Origin of the sequence: Plastoroseomonas hellenica (genome assembly GCF_018129085.1) — a bacterium.
GTDB classification, from domain to species: Bacteria; Pseudomonadota; Alphaproteobacteria; order Acetobacterales; family Acetobacteraceae; genus Plastoroseomonas; species Plastoroseomonas hellenica.
The window spans coordinates 40,740-57,122 of sequence record NZ_JAAGBB010000040.1; the positions used below are offsets into that span (position 1 = coordinate 40,740).

General features: G+C 70.5%; 14 protein-coding genes. 5 read left to right on the plus strand and 9 right to left on the minus strand.

Features of this window, described 5'->3' with window-relative positions; genetic code table 11:
* The first annotated feature begins 22 nt into the window (after window positions 1–22).
* A complete protein-coding gene (gene xth / locus GXW71_RS25585; RefSeq protein ID WP_211855534.1) occupies window positions 23–850 on the plus strand; it encodes an exodeoxyribonuclease III in 828 nt (275 codons plus the stop codon).
* Here xth and GXW71_RS25590 read toward each other — a convergent pair.
* From GXW71_RS25590 to GXW71_RS25600, 3 genes are all read right to left on the minus strand, one after another.
* Window positions 840–4,358 carry an autotransporter outer membrane beta-barrel domain-containing protein gene (locus GXW71_RS25590; RefSeq protein WP_211855535.1) on the minus strand — a complete coding sequence of 1,173 codons (3,519 nt, stop codon included), beginning with the start codon at window positions 4,356–4,358 and terminating at the stop codon, window positions 840–842. The two genes, xth and GXW71_RS25590, sit on opposite strands and share 11 nt — an antisense overlap.
* A 371-nt stretch (window positions 4,359–4,729) precedes the next feature.
* On the minus strand, window positions 4,730–5,029 hold the full coding sequence (locus GXW71_RS25595) for a hypothetical protein (protein ID WP_211855536.1): 300 nt from the start codon (window positions 5,027–5,029) through the stop codon (window positions 4,730–4,732).
* Window positions 5,026–5,817, minus strand: coding sequence for an MlaA family lipoprotein (locus GXW71_RS25600; RefSeq protein WP_211855537.1), 792 nt, complete (start codon window positions 5,815–5,817; stop codon window positions 5,026–5,028). The genes GXW71_RS25595 and GXW71_RS25600 overlap by 4 nt, the downstream gene beginning before the upstream one ends.
* 97 nt (window positions 5,818–5,914) lie before the next feature.
* Here GXW71_RS25600 and GXW71_RS25605 point away from each other — a divergent pair, with 97 nt between their 5' ends.
* Window positions 5,915–6,499, plus strand: a complete 585-nt coding sequence (locus GXW71_RS25605; RefSeq protein ID WP_211855538.1) for a TetR/AcrR family transcriptional regulator — start codon at window positions 5,915–5,917, stop codon at window positions 6,497–6,499.
* A 94-nt stretch (window positions 6,500–6,593) separates the two neighbouring features.
* On the plus strand, window positions 6,594–6,944 hold the full coding sequence (locus tag GXW71_RS25610; RefSeq protein ID WP_367617370.1) for a response regulator: 351 nt from the start codon (window positions 6,594–6,596) through the stop codon (window positions 6,942–6,944).
* 56 nt (window positions 6,945–7,000) lie between these two features.
* Here GXW71_RS25610 and GXW71_RS25615 read toward each other — a convergent pair whose 3' ends face one another.
* The 5 genes from GXW71_RS25615 to GXW71_RS25635 all read right to left on the minus strand — a co-directional run bounded on the left by GXW71_RS25615 (window position 7,001) and on the right by GXW71_RS25635 (window position 13,519).
* Window positions 7,001–7,378: a response regulator transcription factor gene (locus GXW71_RS25615; protein ID WP_367617369.1), complete on the minus strand. Its 378-nt coding sequence runs from the start codon at window positions 7,376–7,378 to the stop codon at window positions 7,001–7,003.
* 448 nt (window positions 7,379–7,826) lie between these two features.
* Window positions 7,827–8,324 (minus strand): hypothetical protein, encoded by a 498-nt coding sequence (locus tag GXW71_RS25620; protein ID WP_211855540.1) that lies wholly within the window; start codon window positions 8,322–8,324, stop codon window positions 7,827–7,829.
* Window positions 8,325–8,408: 84 nt separating this feature from the next.
* Complete coding sequence (locus GXW71_RS25625; RefSeq protein WP_211855541.1) at window positions 8,409–9,011, minus strand: TetR/AcrR family transcriptional regulator; 603 nt, start codon at window positions 9,009–9,011, stop codon at window positions 8,409–8,411.
* A gap of 113 nt (window positions 9,012–9,124) precedes the next feature.
* A complete protein-coding gene (locus GXW71_RS25630; protein ID WP_211855542.1) occupies window positions 9,125–9,640 on the minus strand; it encodes a hypothetical protein in 516 nt (171 codons plus the stop codon).
* 3 nt (window positions 9,641–9,643) lie between these two features.
* Window positions 9,644–13,519 carry an autotransporter outer membrane beta-barrel domain-containing protein gene (locus GXW71_RS25635; RefSeq protein ID WP_211855543.1) on the minus strand — a complete coding sequence of 1,292 codons (3,876 nt, stop codon included), beginning with the start codon at window positions 13,517–13,519 and terminating at the stop codon, window positions 9,644–9,646.
* 452 nt (window positions 13,520–13,971) lie between these two features.
* On the opposite strand from GXW71_RS25635, the gene GXW71_RS25640 reads away from it, so the two are divergent.
* Window positions 13,972–14,202 (plus strand): hypothetical protein, encoded by a 231-nt coding sequence (locus GXW71_RS25640; RefSeq protein WP_211855544.1) that lies wholly within the window; start codon window positions 13,972–13,974, stop codon window positions 14,200–14,202.
* Between the two features lie 123 nt (window positions 14,203–14,325).
* Complete coding sequence (locus tag GXW71_RS25645) at window positions 14,326–14,466, plus strand: hypothetical protein (RefSeq protein WP_211855545.1); 141 nt, start codon at window positions 14,326–14,328, stop codon at window positions 14,464–14,466.
* A 118-nt stretch (window positions 14,467–14,584) separates the two neighbouring features.
* Here GXW71_RS25645 and GXW71_RS25650 read toward each other — a convergent pair.
* Window positions 14,585–16,383: autotransporter family protein (locus GXW71_RS25650; RefSeq protein ID WP_211855546.1), on the minus strand; the 1,799-nt coding region annotated here is incomplete at its 5' end.

Sequence of the window (16,383 nt, forward strand, 5' to 3'; positions counted from 1 at the left end):
AAGGGCGTTCAGAAGCACCGCGGTGAAACTCGCGACCTTCAACGTCAACGGGATCAACGGCCGCCTGCCGGTCCTGCTGCGCTGGCTCGCGGAGGCTTCGCCCGATGTGGTCTGCCTTCAGGAGCTGAAGGCGCCGCAGGAGAAGTTCCCGCAAGCCGCGCTGCGCGAGGCGGGCTATGGCGCGATCTGGCACGGCCAGAAGAGCTGGAACGGCGTCGCCATCCTCGCCCGCGGCCAAGTCCCCCTCGAGACGCGGCGCGGCCTGCCGGGCGATCCCGATGACAGCCACAGCCGATACATCGAAGCCGTCATCGACGGCGTCCTGATCGGCTGCCTCTATCTCCCGAACGGCAATCCGGCGCCGGGGCCGAAATTCGACCACAAGCTGCGATGGTTCGCGCGCCTGGCCGCCTATGCCGCGGAGCTGCTCGCGCTCGAGGTGCCGGTCGCCCTGGTGGGCGACTACAACGTCATGCCGACCGAGCTCGACGTCTACAAGCCCGAGCGATGGCGCGACGATGCGCTGTTCCGGCCGGAGGTCCGTGAGGCCTTCCGCGCACTCGTCGCACAGGGCTGGACAGACGCGCTGCGCGCCCTGCATCCGGAGGAGCGCATCTACACCTTCTGGGATTATTTCCGGAACGCCTTCGGGCGGAACGCCGGCCTCAGGATCGACCACCTGCTGCTCAGCCCCGCCCTCGCGGAGCGCCTGGCCGCCGCCGATGTCGACCGCGCCGTGCGCGGCTGGGAGAAGGCGAGCGACCACGCGCCGACATGGATCGACCTCGCCGACGTCGCGCCGCGCCGGCGGCCGAGGGCCCGATCCGCGGCGCGGGCCGCTACCAGGTGACGCGGATGCCGATGCTGCCCTGGACCGCGGTCTGGCGGCTGTCGCCGGCCACCGACCAGCGATAATCGGCATGGGCGTAGAAGCTCGCCGCCTCCGTCACCCGCGCGGTGACGCCGGCGCCGACTTCCAGCGCCGTCTCCCCGAACCGGTTCTCGATCGGCGCGCCGCTGCCGAAGCTGACCCGATCATTGCCCGAGAAAGCGTGCCAGAGGTTCAGCTTGGCATAGGGCTGCCACAGCGTCCGCGCATCGCGCCCCGTGTATTGGAGGCGCGCCCCGATGCGCCCGGTCACCGCGTCGCCTTCGTCCCAGTCGACCGTCGAGAACTGATCGCGCGCGCGGTCCACCGAGACGCCCTGCCAGACGAGCTGCGCCGACGGCTCGATCTGCCAGCGCGGCGCGAGGCGGATCGGGTAGCCCGCTTCCAGTGACGCCGTGTAGCCGACGCCATTGGTGCTGAGCCCGGCTCCGAAATCCGACCGCGCCGTCACGTCGAACCAGTTCGCCTGGAACACCGCATCGACATACCAGCCGCTCGGCCCGAAATGCGTCCAATAGGCACCGACCGCGGGGCCGCTCATCAGCAGCCGTCCCACCCGGAGGTTCCGCTGTCCCAGCGCGAAGCCGGAGACGTTGGGTGCGTTGAAATCGGTATAGGCGACATAGACGCCGAGGATGTCGCGGTGGCCGCCCGCGTAGGGCTGGGTCTGCAGGATGTCGAAGCCGGCCTGCAAGCCGATCAGGTTGCCGGTGGCCCGCGCATCGACGGTGCCGTCCCAGCGGCTGCGGCTGCGTTCGCCGATCACCCGCGCCCAGGCGCCGCTGGCATAGGGGCTGGTGGCCTTGGCGACGATGGCACCATCCCCGATCCCCTCCTCCTCGCCGCGGCGGTCGCGCAGCGTCGCGAGCGTCGCGAGCCCCATCTGCCGCGCCACCGCGGCGACCGGCGCGTAGAGCGACACCTCCGGCCGATAGAGCGGGATCGCCGGGCCGGGCTGGTCCGGCGTGCCGGGCTCCTCCGGGATCAGGAAGGAACGGAGATACCAATCCTCGGCACTCGTGCTGCCGCCGCGGAAGAGCTGGTATTCGAAGGCCCCGGCGGTGACGCGGGTGTTCAGCCGGAAGGCGCCGGCATCGGTGGTGCCGCCATTGGTGGTCTCGACGACCCGGATCCCCTGCACGGTCGGCGCGCCGGCGCCGCCCACATTGGTGATGCGAAGCGCGGTGTCGCCCGAGGCGCGCCCGCCGCTGATCACCAGCCGGTCGGAGGCGCTGCCGTCGCCGGCGAGCATCGTGTTCAGCGCGATGGTGCCGCCCTGGCCGACATAGTTGCCGGCGATGGTCAGCGTGTTCCCCGCCATGCCGCCGCTGGCGATCGCGATCAGCCCGGCATTGGTGACGGTGACCAGGCTCGCCGCATCGAAGGCGCGGATGGTGCGGTTGCCGGGGGCCGCCAAGGTGCTGGTGGCGTCGATGGTGACGGGGCCGGTCAGCGTCGCGCTGTCGCCCATGACGATGTCGCCATTGAGGGTGGCATGGCTGCCCTGGGTGATCCCCAGGCTCTCCCAGCCCGCGAAGCTGCCGATGAAACGCGCGCCGGCCAGGGTGATCCGATCCGTGCCAAGGCCACCATCGGCCAGGCCCTGGGTCACGCTGCCGCCGGCGAGCGTCACCTGATCATTGCCGCCGCCCGCGGCGATGCTGCCGAGGATGCTGCCACTGCTGGTCAGCGCCAGGGCGCCGGCGCCGTCCTGGATCGCGACGCCGGACGCCGCCTGCACGGTCGCGCCGGCCGCGATGTCGATGGTGCCGCTGGCGCCGCCGCCGATCGAGATGCCGGCGCCGGTGCCGAGCGTCGCGTCGAAGCTGCTGCCGCCGGTGATGGTCCCGCCGGTGACGGCGATGCTGTAACCGCCCGCCGCGGTCCTGATGTGGATGCCGGAGGCGGCGGCGCCCGAGGCCGTGATGCTGCCGCTGCTGGTGATGGTCGCGGCGCCGCTCGCCTCGACCAGGATGCCATGCGCGCCGACGCCTGAGGTCGCGATGCTGCCGCTGTTGACGATCGTGGCGCTGCCGATGGCGCCGCTCTCGACAGAGGCCACCAGCCCATGCGCCTCCGCGCCAGCGGTTGCGACGCTGCCGGCATTGACCACCAGCGCATTGCCAGTGCCCAGGAAGACCCGCGCGAAGGCGCCGCGGCCCTCTTCGCCCTGCGTCGTGATGGTGCCGGCGTTGCGCACCTCCGCATCGCCGCCGGACGGGCTGTCCGCGAAGGCGGCGATGCCGCCGAGACCGGTCGTCGCGATGCTGCCGCCGCCGAGCAGGGTGACGCTCGCCAGGCCCGACGACGCGCCGTTCAGGCTGGCATAGGCGCCGTAGGCGCCGGCGGCCGCGCCCGCGTTCCCGGTCAGGATGCTGCCGGAGACCGTGATGGACGCCGTTGCCGAGGCGGCCGCCAGGCTGGCGGCGAAGGCGCCGATGCCGCTGGCGCCTGATGTCACGATGCTGCCGCTGCTGAGGATGGTCACGGCGCCATTGGCCACCGCCAGGATGCCGGGCGCGCCGGAGCCGGCGGTCGTGATGCTGCCGGTGTTGCGGATCTCGGCACTGCTCGCCAGGACGGAGGCGTAGAGACCGGCGGCACCGAGGCCCGTGGTCGCGACGCCGCCGGCATTGACCACCAGCGCGCTGCCGGTCCCGGCATCGACCAGGGCATAGGCGCCATGGGCACCGAAGCCCTGGGTCGCGATGGTGCTGGCCGCATCGATCGAGACGGTCGCCAGCCCGGCGCCATGGAGGGTGGCGTAGCCGCCATAGCTGTTCTGACCGGTGGTGGCGATGCCGGCGCCGATGAGCGTCACCGTAGCCCCGGTCGTGCCGGAGGCGACGGCGCCGACGGCGCCGAGGCCCTGGGTCGTGATGCTGCCGGTGACGGTGACCGTCGCCGCGCCGCCGGCGCTCTCGGCGAAGGCGCCTTGGGAACCGGTGCCAGTGGTCCTGATGCTGCCTCCGGTGAGCGTCACCGTGGCCGAGCCGCCGCCGTCGGTGGTGGCATAGGCGCCGTAGCTGAAGGAGGAGGTGATCGTGGTGCCACTCGCCACGGTGATCCCGACATCGGCGCCGGCGCTGCCGCTGATGAAGAGGGCGCTCTGGTAGCCCGCGACATTGATGTCGACCGTGCCGGTCGTGATGATCTGGCTGGGACCGGCGGCACTGCCCGTGACCAGGGTGATGGCGCCGGTCGGCGGCCCGATCGGTGTAAGGGCTTCGATGATGAGGGGACCTTGCGTCGTCCCGTCCAGGACCAGGGTCATGGGAACGGCGGAATTGTACGTTATTTCGCCGCCGGGTTGGGGAGGGCTGCCGGCGCTGCAGGTGGCCGTGCCGGCGACCGGCACCGGGTCGCAATCGACCGCCAAGGCCGGCCGGCTGACGGCCGCCAGCACCGCCACCGCGGCGGCGGAGGCCAGCAGCCAGGGCCGCGCGGCCCGCCACGGCCCCGGGCGCATCCCTGCAATTCCCTCGACCATGGACCGCCCCGATTCCTGACAACAACACCCGATGGGGGCCAGTCCAATGTTATAAACTCGGAATGACAATGCACGTGTTTCCGAGGAAAACACGTTTGTGCCGGCCTGTTGCCCGCTCGTCACAGTTGTGGCGCGGCGTGCCGATACTCTTCGCCAGCCGCCCGGCCCGCCATGCGCCCAATAGGCGCCGAGCGCCGGGCCCTCCGGCGAAAGCCGGCCGATCCCCGGGGAGGCCGAGGGCATCCGGCGCAACTTCGCCTTCCGGGCGGGGCGCTTCGTCGATGCGCTCGGCATGGTGCGGATCCGGCGCTGCGCCGGGAGCGGTCAGCGGGTGCGCATCCCGCCCCGGCTCACTCGGCCCAGTGGAGCAGGACGCCGTCCAGCCAGGTGCCATAAGCCGAAGCGATGCAATCCATGGCGTGGCGATCCGCGCCCTCATGATCGGGCCACGGCAAGGCCACGGCATCGAGCGCACCTCCCCAGGTCCCGCGCAGGAGGAACTCCTCGGCGGCCCAGGCGGAGACCAGGCGGAGGGCAAGGACCATGCCGAGGACCAGCAACACGACGATCCAGACGAGGTCGATCGCATCCTCGCCCCCCTCATGGTCCGCCGCCGCCCGCGGCGCCGCATGGCTGCAGTCCCGGGTCATCGGTGGCTCTCCTCCGCAAGGCTCTCCGGCGCGGCCGGTGCGCCGGCCCGCGCCGGAACGCCGGCCCTGCCTTCCGCGACGAGCGCTGCCCGGCGTTGCGCGGCGAGGCTGCGGAGCGCGGCGTAGTAATCGAGGGAGCTGCGTTCCAGGTCGTTGGTGATGGGCAGCGCATCCGCGCGCTGGCCGACCATGCCCATGGTGGTGCCGACGGCCTGGACGGTCTGGAACGTCTCGCCCGAGACGAAGCCGAGGGGGTTGGCGACCATGCCCACGACCCTGCCCGCAGTGTCGCGCAGGTTGGAGGCGCCGAACAGCGGGAGCTGCACGCTGGCCCCGGGGCCAGCGCCCCAGACGCCGAAGGTCTGGCCGAAATCGGACTGGTGGCCGGGCAGGTCCCAATCCGTGGCGACGTCGAACAGGCCGAGGCCGCCCAGGGTGCTGTTCACCGCGAAGCGCTGCGCGGTGATCCAGGCGCGTTCGAAATTCCCCTGCAGGGCATCGTTGATGAGGGTGCCCGGCCCCTGAAGGTTGCGCGCGAAATTCCGCACGCTGCTGCGGACGCGCTGCGGCACATGGTCCGTATAGACCTGGGCGACGGGCCGGATCGCATTGCGGTCGACCCACTGGTTGCCGGCGAAGATCGCGCGGTTCGTCGGCTCTGCCGGATCATTCGCCTCCGCATGGGCAGCGCGGGCCGCCGGGTCGGCGGGGACCTGCGCGCAGGCGCCCAGCAGCCCGCAGGCCAGGACGATGCCCGCCAGTCGATACCGCGATGGAGCTGTTATCATCGGCTGGCCCTGCCCATAAGATGCATGACCGCTTCTTAATTGGCTGGACATGCCCGAGTCAAGATACATCGATGCATCTTATGGAGCTGTTGGTCGCATGAAGAGTCGCCGCCGTGGCGCGTCCCTGGAGGAGGCCATCCTGGAAGCCGCCTGGGCCGAGCTGGTCGAGCATGGCTATGCGGGGCTGACGATGGAGGGCGTGGCCGCCCGGGCTGCCACCAGCCGGCCGGTGGTCTCCCGCCGTTGGGAGGGGAAGGCGGCGCTCGCGATCGCCGCGATCCGCCTGCAGCGGGAGAAGCATCCGCTCGACGTGGCCGATCGCGGCGACCTGCGCGCCGAGCTGCTGGAATTCCTGGAGCGTGCCTCCGCGCTGGCCATGGCGACCGCCGCGATCTTCACGCTCTTCACCAGCGAGTATTTCCGGGAGACCGCGTCGACGCCGCAGGACCTGCGGGCGTTGCTGACCGCCGGCAACAGGGGGACGCTCGCCGCGATCCTGGACCGTGCCGTGCAGCGTGGCGAGATCGCGCCGGCGAAGCTGGCGCCGCCGGTCGGCACGCTGCTGGGCGACCTGTTCCGGCACCATGCCATCATGACCTTCTCGGCGCCGCCGCCGGAGCTGCGGGCCGCCTGGGTCGACGACATCTTCCTGCCGCTGGTCCGCCGGCTCCCTGTCCTTTGACCTAAACTTCCGCCCCGTTTCCTGCCTTTGAGGTTCTCACCTGCTCGCCTTGAGCGGAGGGGGAGCCTTGGAAAAAAAAGCTGCAGTCCTTGTCGTGGAGGATGAGTGGCCGATCGCGGAGATGATCGCGCACATCCTGCGCCGCCTCGGTTACGAGGTGCTGGGGGAGGCTCCCACCGTCCGCGTCGCGATGGATATGATCGACGGCGGCCCTGACCTGGCACTCCTCGACATCCAGCTTGGCCGGGAAACCAGCTACCCCGTGGCCGACGAACTGGCGCGGCGCGGCATCCCCTTCGCCTTCGTGACCTCCTACAGCCGGCAGGACCTGCCGGACCGGTTTGCGCGCTGCCTGCTCCTTTCGAAGCCGTTCGGTGAGCGCGCCTTGCAGGGCCTCTTGAATGAGCTGCAGCAGGCGCGGCTCACAGGCTCGGCGGGTGCCTGAGCGTTTGGTCGCGTGATTCAGACTTTTCGGCGAGGCCGCCTCAAGTCATCACGCTCCTAGACCTCCTGGGCCGCGAGCGCGCCGCGCAGGCAGGCGATCAGCGCGTCGTCATCGACGGGCTTGCCGAGGAAGCCGATCGCGCCGCCTTCGAGCGCCCGCGCGCGCGTCCGGGCATCGACATAGGAGGTCATGAACAGGATCGGCAGGCGATGGCCGCGGTCGCGGAGCAGCGCCTGCAGCGCGATGCCGTCGAGGCCGGGCATGCGGACATCGAGGATCAGGCAGGCCAGCGCGGCGGGCTCGGCCGCCGCCAGGAAATGCTCGGCCGAGGCGAAGGCCACGGCGCGGCAGCCGAGCGACTGCACCAGGCCCTGCAGGGCCTCCCGCATGCTGCTGTCATCATCGACGATGCCGATCACGGGTGCATCGGGCACTGCGCGTCACCTTGCGGGCGTTGGGGGCCGGACGATGGCCCGGAGCCCTTATCTGCGCCGCCCGGCGCCGGATGAACACCATACGAAGGTTTAGGGCGAAGGTTTAGGCCGGGCGGATCAGGCGCGTTTGGCGCGCGCGGCCAAGGCCAGCTTGCTCGCGGCATAGATCGCTGCCCAGAGCAGCAGGCTCACCGCGAGGGCGCCGGCGTAAGCCGCGCCAGCCACGGGGATGGCGGGCTTCCGCGCAGCGCTCCGCATGTCAGTTCAAGGCGCCGAAGAGCCAGAGCAGCAGGATGATCGGCAGCGGAATGCCGATCAGCCAGAGCAGACCACCACGCAGCATTGCTCCATTCCTCCATCGCGTGGCCCGATACAGGCCACATCGCCAAGGCAACGTCGCACTCGCCGCAGAGGTTGCCCGCACCAGGCGGGCCGGTCACCTTGCCCGTCAGGAGGCCGTTGCGCCGGCCGCTTTGCCATGCCGGCGCAGATAGATGATCTGGGCCGTCACACCGAGGACGAGCGCCACGAGAAGGATGGCCTGGGATCCCAGGAGAAGCGGCGACTTGGGGTCCGTGACGAAGGGATGCCCGTCCGGCACGCGGCGCAGCACCTCGCTGACGGTCGGAACCATCAGCAGGAAGGCCGTCAGGCTCAGGCAGATCGTCTCGATGTATCGGGCGGCGCGCCCCAGCGAGGGGAGGCGCCCGATGCCGTAGCCGACGAGCAGCAGCAGGAGCGTGACGGCGCCGATCACATTGCTGACCGGCTGATGCGCGACGAGGAACACCGTCAGGGCGCCGATCAGCATGAAAGCGAAATAGGCCATGCCCGGGACCGACCGCGGCACGATCCGCCCATGGCGCGCGAACATGTAGAAGGCCAGGGGAATGGCCGGGAGGCTGCCGAGCGTGTGGAGCCAGCCGAGCGGTGAGATTCCAAACATCCGAATGTCCTTTGCATGGCGCGCGGCCAGACTGTCGCAGCGCGGTTGAGGCTACCTATTGGTCGGTAGGTTTCTGGATGAGGGTCAGGCCGTTTCGCCGGGGCCGCCGGCAGGGATCAGCCGCTCGAGCATCGGCCGGATGATGGCGCCGAAGATCCTGGGGTCGCCGTAGGCGCGGGCGGACAGCATGCCGCCATGGACGGACGCCATGAAGACCTCGGCTTCCGCCTTGGCCTCTCCCGTCAACCGGAAGGTGCCTTGCCGGGCCCCGCGCTCCAGAACCGAAGCCAGCCAGGCCGACAAGGCACGGAAATGCGCCCGGACCTCCAGCGCGATCGGCTCGGGGAGAACCGGGATCTGGCTCGCAAGCAGGGCGCAGACGCAGAACGGCGCCGTCGCATCCGCGATGCATGCCTCCCAGTAGCCTGCATAGGCGCGGAGTTGCCCGAGTGGGTCAGTGACCTCCCGCTCCAGCGCCGCGATCCCTTCGGCAGCCTCGTCGCGGTAGCGGGACACCAGGGTGCGGACCAGATCCGATTTCGTTGGGAAGTGGTGGTGGATGCTGGCTTTGCGGATGCCGATCACCTCGGCGATGTCGGCATAGCTGAAACCGTTGTAGCCGCCCGCGATGATCAGCGAGCGCGCGCAGCGGAGGATGTCGTCCGCAGTGCTGGAGAGGTTGGTCATGCCCTTTCCTACCTTCTAGTAGGTAGCCCGTCAATCCCGCAGGCGAACGCCCGGCTTCGTTCCGGGTCAGCCGGTCCTGCGCGCGATCATGGAGCTTCGCCGTTCGGGGGCTCTCATGCGCCGCCATGTCCTGGGCGTGCAACGCCCGCGGCGGCGATCGTCGCGGCTTCGGCGTCACCTGCACGCCGGGATGCGGCGGCGCGCATCATCGCCAGCACGGAGGTCCGGTCCGCCTCGCCGAGGACGCGCCAGAGACGCAGCACTTCCTCGGCCTCAGGCTCCAACGCCGTCCCGAACACCTCGCGCAGCCGCGCAACCGCGTTCAGATTCTCCATGGCCTCGCGCGCTTCGAGGGCTTCGAACCGCGTCGGGAACTCGATCCGCAGCGGCGCGCGCGAGCCGTCGGCACGGATCTCGACGAGCTGGTAGCCCACCAGCGCCGCTTCCCGGAAGACAGGCGCGATCTTGAAGGCGTCGCGTTTCCTGTGGTGCCGAGGCTCGCCGCCTTCGGCCCGTTCGTCTGTCATGGTGATGGCAATCGCCTGGGAAAGCGTGAACGCGCACGCGTCGGTGGAGCGAAGGGGGCGCGGATCGGCCCGCGCGCCGCAGGCGCGCGAGCCTGGCCGCATCGGCTACCAGTTGAAGCGGATGCCGATGCTGCCTTGCGTCGCGGTCTGGCGGCTGTCGCCGCCGAGCGACCAGCGGTAGTCGGCATGCGCGTAGAAGCTGGTCGTCTGGTTCACCCGCGCGGTGACCCCCGCGCCGACCTCCAGCGCCGTCTCCCCGAAGCTGCTCTCGATCGGCGCGCTGCTGCCGAAGCGGATCCGGTCAGAGCCCGAGAAGGCGTGCCACAGGTTCACCTTGGCGTAGGGCTGCCACAAGGTGCGCTCGTCGCGGCCGGTGTATTGCAGCCGCGCGCCGAGGCGCCCCGTCACCGCGTCATCCTCGTCCCAGTCGACGCTCGAGAACTGGTCGCGCGCGCGGTCGACCGAGACGCTCTGCCAGATCACCTGCGCCTGCGGCTCGATCTGCCAGCGCCCGGCCTGGCCGAAGCGGATCGGGTAGCCCGCTTCCAGCGACGCCGCATAACCCGTGCCGTTGGTGCTGATCCCGGCACCGAAATCCGAGCTCGCCTTCACGTCGAACCAATTGGCCTGGAACACCGCATCGACATACCAGCCGCTCGGCCCGAAATGCGTCCAATAGGCGCCAACCGAGGGGCCGCTCATCAGGAGACGCCCGACCCGCTGCTGCCGGCCGACCGCGAAGCCCGAGACATTGGGCGCGTTGTAGTCGGTATAGGCGACATAGACGCCGGCATGGTCGCGGTGGCCGCCGGCATAGGGGTTGGTGCGCAGGATGTCGAAGCCGGCCTGCAGCCCGACCAGGTTGCCGGTGGCGCGGGACGCCGCCGGGCCGTCCCAGCGGCTGCGCGCACGCTCCCCGAAGGCACGGGCCCAGGCGCCGTTGGCGTAGGGGCTGGCGCCGGCGAGGTCGCGGATATTCTCCTGCTCGCCAACCCGCTCATGCAGGCTGCCGATCGAGGCGAGCGTCGCCAGGCCCATCTGCCGCCCGAGTGCCGCGACCGGCGCATAGAGCGGCACCTCCGGCCGGTACAGCGGAATGCCGGGGGAGCCCGGCAGCGCCGGCGTGCCCGGCGAGACCGGCGTGTCCGTCAGGAAAGAGCGGAGATACCAGTCGTCGGCGCTGGCATTGCCGCCGCGGAAGAGCTGGTACTCGAAGGCGCCGGCAGCGGCGCGGGTGTCGAGGCGGAAGGCGCCGGCCGCGGTGGTGCCGCCGCTCGCCACCTGCACGACCTGGATGCCCTCGGTGGTCAGCGCGCCCGGCCCGCCGATATTGGTGACGCGGAGGCCGGTGCTGCCGGTGGCGGTGCCGCCCTGGATCACCAGCCGATCGGTGGCGGAGCTGTCGCCACCGAGGACGGTGTTGAGCGCGAGGATGCCGCCCTGCCCCACATAGTTGCCGGCAACCGTCAGCCGCGTGCCCGGCGCGCCGCCGAGCGTGACCAGCCCGGCATTGGCGAGGCCCGCGATGGTCTGGTCGAAGCCGGCCAGCGCCAGCGTGCCGGCGGATGCGACCGTCACCGCGGAGGCCGGGCTGAAGGTGTTCGTGCCGCCGGCGCGCAGCACGCCGGCATTGACGGAGGTCGGGCCGGAATAGGTGTTGGCGCCGGTGAGCACGGTGGTGCCGGTGCCTTCCTGCCGGACGGCGCCCACGCCGGAGATCACGCCAGGGAAGACCAGCGTGTCGCTGCGGTTGAAGACCAGGCTGTGCAGGCTGTTGTTGACGACATTGCCGAGGATGCTGCCGGACGTGCCGCCATTGCCGAGCTGCAGCGTGCCCTGGGTGATGGTGGTGCCGCCGGTGTAGGTGTTCTCGCCGGTCAGGATGGTGGTGCCGGTGCCCTCCTGCCGGACGGCGCCGCTGCCGGAGATGGCGCCCGCGAGGACCAGCGCGTCGCTGCGGTTGAAGGTCAGCGTGCCGTTGTTCAGGACATTGCCGGTGATACTGCCGCTTGTGCCGCCGGCGCCGAGCTGCACGGTGCCGGCTGATATCGTGGTGCCGCCGGTGTAGCTGTTCGCGCCGGTCAGGATCACGGTGCCGCCGCCGGTGACGATCAGCCCACCGGGCCCGGCGATGGACCCGGCCACGGTGGCGGTCTGGCCATTGGTGTTGATGGTGCCGCCGGCCGCGGTGATGCCGATCGCGCGGGAGGCAGCGACGGTGAAGCCGGCATCGAAGCGCAGCGTGCCGCCATTGAAGGTGAGCGGGCCGCTTGCGGCGCCGAGCGCCGCGTCCTGGGCGATCGCCAGCGTCCCCCCGGTCAGGATGGTGCCGCCGGCATGGCTGTTCGCGCCGGTCAGGATCAGGGTGCCGGCGCCGGTGACGGTCAGCGCGCCGGCGCCGGTGATGCCCTGGGCGATCGTCGTGGTGAAGCCGTTGGTGTCGATGGCGCCACCGCCCGCGGCGATGCTGATTGCGCGCGTGGCCGCCAGGTCGAAGCCGGCATCGAAGCGCAGCGCGCCGCCATTGAAGGCGAGCGCGCCGGTCGCCGCACCAAGCGCCGCGTCCTGGGCGATGGCGAGCGTGCCGGCATTGATCGTGGTGCCGCCGGTGTAGGTGTTGGCGCCGGTCAGGATCAGGGTGCCGCTGCCGCTCTGCTGCACCGCGCCGCTGCCGGAGATGAGGCCCGCGTGGGTCAGGGTGTCGCTGCGATTGAAGACGAGCGTGCCGGCATTGGCGATGGCGCCGGTTAGGTTGCCGCTGGTGCCGCCATTGCCGATCTGCAGCATGCCGTCCTGGAGCTGGAAGGCGCTGGTAACGGTGCTGTCCCCGGTCAGGATCCAGGTGCCGGCGCCGGTCTTCTGGACGATGTCGAAGCCGCGATACTGCCCGCCGGCGCCGATGGCGCCGTCGAGGATGGCGGTGCCGGTCCCGGCGAGGCGGAGCGTGTCATTGACCCCGGAGCCCGCGACGACGTTGCCGACGATCACCGATCCCGGCTGCAGTTCCAGCGTGCCGGTGCCTGTGCTTGCGAACTGAATGGCGTCGGCCTGACCGGTGCCGGCGCGGATCGTGCCGCTGTTGACCAGGGTGATGTTCGTCGCAATGGAGCTTGCGAAGATCGCCACGGCGCCGGCCCCGCCTTCGATCCTGCCGGCGTTGGTGATGACGTTGGTGAGCGTGTTGGGGGCGGTCACCCTGATCGCGGCGGCGCCGACCGTGCCGGTCACGTCCGAACCGCCGAGAATGGTGCCGGTGTTGAGGAGCGTGACCGCTCTGGTCGTCCCGGACAAGAAGACACCCTGGCCGCCGGCCGTCTGGCCGATCCCGCCCCGGATCGTCCCGGCGTTGACGAGCGTGCCGGCATTGGCGATCTGCGCGCCAACGCCTCCGCCTCCCGTGCTCGAGGCGCCGCCGGTGATCGTGCCGTTGTTGACCAGGGTGACGCCGTTGTTGGTTTGAGCGCCGTTGCCGCCGCCGCCGCCGGCGCTGCTGCCGCCGGTGATCGTGCCGTTGTTGACGATGGTGCCGGTCGCGGTCTGGCTCCCGGAATTCACGAACAGACCAACCCCGCCGCTCCCCCCGGTCCCGGCGCCGCCGACGAGCGTCCCGGCAACCGTCAGGGTGCCGCTTGGGAAGGTATTGCCGAATGCGATGCTAACGCCCGCGCCAGCCGCATTGTCGAGCCCCGACAGGGTGAAGCCCTGCGTGATGATGGTGATTTCCCGGGATGGCGGGGTGAGCTGCGACAGGACGGCGAAGCTGCCGGTCAGGGTGATGGTCGAGCTTGCATCGGGGCCGGCATTCGCCGCGCCGATGGCGGCGCGCAGCGTCGCGTCGCTGTCCGCCGTGTACTCGGCGGCCGCTACCGGCGGCGCGAGCCAGCAGGCGATGGCCAGCGCGGCGCCGGAGGCGCCGGCGAGCAGCCTTGCCCTGCGAGTGACCCACGGACCCGGAGAACCGGCAACGACACTCGCGTCCATGAGTCTTCCCTGACAAGCTGCGCTTCTCAGTTGCTGGTCTTGCAGGGATGCAACCGCGCAACAAGCCGGCCAGGCCGATCACACGGCGCAATATTCGGGAAATCGCGACGGTGTTGCGCTGCAGCAACAAGACCACCCAGGGCGGGCCGCCGCGTGGCGGTCGCGAAACAGCGGGGCCGCTACCAGTTGAAGCGGATGCCGATGCTGCCTTGCGTCGCGGTCTGCCGGCTGTCACCGCCGAGCGACTGCCATCGGAGGTTGTAGCGCGGTTGCCACAGAATCCCCACGAAGGGAGCGCTCAATTGCGTTGATCGTGACGGAGGTTTCGATGTCGCGCTTCAGCCTTTTCGCGGGCTGCGTTGCCCCGCGGCCATCAGCCGCCGCGTTGGCGCTGCCAGCGCCCCCGAACGCCCCCAGGACTGTCCGTGCGGTCTCCACCCGGAGGAGCCCCGATGACCAAGAGGATCTACCGAGTCGACGTCGTGCGCGTCGCGGGAAAATCCGCGTTCACGCTGGTCCAAACCGAAGTCAGTGAAGCGGGCTCGTCCCAGAGCGTCCTGAGTTGCCGGTACCAGACGAGAGATGAAGCCGAATTCGCCAAAGCAGCGCTCGAACAGCTCGACAAGGCGGAGACATTGGCGCGGCTCGTTCGTGAGGTCGCGAGCGGCACTCAGCAAACCTAGCCGCCCGGGGCTGAAGGATGCCCCAGCCACCGCCTTCGGAGCCTGCCCATCCGCTGCGTGACTTAGGTCGCTCCCTCCGCATCAAGGCCGTGCTACTCGCGCGCCGTTCGCGGAGGTGAAGACGTGCTTGAGGTCGTCCTGATCGGGATCGGTGCCGGTCTCCTGGCCGTAGGGGTCCGTCACCCGTCGTTCATGGGCTGGCTGAAGTTTGCCACCATCATCGTCGGCTTTCTCTTCGGGATGTGGCGCTTGTTCATGCGATGACCTGAGCGACCGGCGCGCCCGAACGGTCGCCAAGCCAAAGCAGGGCGCGCTAGGCGGCGGCCTGTTTGTTCAGCACGGGCCGGCTCGCGCGCCGCAGACGCGCGAGCCTTGCCATCGGCTACCAGTTGAAGCGGATGCCGATGCTGCCTTGCGTCGCGGTCTGGCGGCTGTCGCCGCCGAGCGACCAGCGGTAATCGGCATGCGCGTAGAGGCTGGTGGTCTGGTTGACCCGCGCGGTGACGCCGGCGCCGACCTCCAGCGCCGTCTCCCCGAACCGGTTCTCGATCGGCGCGCTGCTGCCGAAGCGGATCCGGTCGCTGCCCGAGAAGGCGTGCCACAGGTTCACCTTGGCATAGGGCTGCCACAAGGTGCGTTCGTCGCGCCCGGTGTATTGCAGCCGCGCGCCGAGGCGCCCCGTCACCGCGTCATCCTCGTCCCAGTCGACGCTCGAGAACTGGTCGCGCGCGCGGTCGACCGAGACCCCCTGCCAGATCACCTGCGCCTGCGGCTCCACCTGCCAGCCGCCGCCGAAGCGGATCGGGTAGCCCGCTTCCAGCGACGCCGTGTAGCCCACGCCGTTGGTGTTCATCGTGGTGCCGAAATCCGAGCTCGCCTTCACGTCGAACCAATTGGCCTGGAACACCGCGTCGACATACCAGCCGCTCGGCCCGAAATGCGTCCAATAGGCGCCGACCGAAGGGCCGCTCATCAGCAGGCGGCCGACGCGCTGCTGCCGGCCGCTCGCCAAGCCGGAGACATTCGGCGCGTTGTAGTCGGTGTAGGCGACATAGACGCCGGCATGGTCGCGATGACCGCCGGCATAGGGGTTGGTGCGCAGGATATCGAAGCCCGCCTGCAGCCCGATCAGGTTGCCGACCGCGCTGGCTTCGGCGGTGCCGTCCCAGCGGTTGCGGGTGCGCTCGCCGAAGGCGCGCGCCCAGGCGCCGTTGGCGTAGGGGCGGGAGCCGGTGAGGTCGCGAATGTTGTCGAGCTCGCCGACCCGCTCATGCAGGGTGCCGAGCGTCGCCAGGCCCATCTGCCGTCCGAGCGCGGGGATCGGCGCGTAGAGCGGCACTTCCGGCCGGTAGAGGGGCACGGGTGCCTCGCCGGGGGCGGCCGGCGCAAAGGAGCGCAGGTACCAATCCTCGGCGGAGCTGCTGCCGCCGCGGAAGAGCTGGTACTCGAAGGCGCCGGCGGCGACGCGGGTATCGAGGCGGAAGGCGCCGGCCGCCGTGGTGCCGCCATTCGCCGTCTCGACCACGCGGATGCCCTCGGTGGTCAGCGCGCCGGGCCCGCCGATATTGGCGATGCGGACGCGGGTGTCGCCGGTGGCAGTGCCACCGCTGATCACCAGCCGGTCGGAGGCCGAGTTGTCGCCGCCCAGGAAGGTGTTGAGCGACAGGATGCCGCCCTGCCCCGCGTAGTTGCCGGCGACGGTCAGCCGCGTCCCCGGCGCGCCGCCGAGCGTGACCAGGCCGGCATTGGTCAGGCCGGCCACGGTCTGGTCGTAGCCCGCGAGGTCGAGGGTAGCAGCCGCCGCCACAGTGACGGCGGAGGCCGGGCTGAACACGCCGGTGGCGCCGGCGCGCAGGATGCCGGCATTCACCTGGGTCCCGCCGCTATGGATGTTGGCGCCGGTCAGCACGGTGGTGCCGGTGCCGTCCTGGCGGACGCCACCGGTGCCGGAGACGACGCCCGCGAAGGTCACGGTGTCGCTGCGGTTGAAGGCGAGCGTGCCGGCATTGGCGACGTTGCCGAGGATGCTGCCTGACGTGCCGCCATTGCCGAGCTGCAAGGTGCCGGCGGTGATCGTCGTGCCGCCGGTGTAGGTGTTGGCGCCGGTCAGCACGGTGGTGCCGGTGCCTTCCTGGCGCAGCGTGCCGCTGCCGGAGACCACGCCCGCGAAGATCGCGGCGT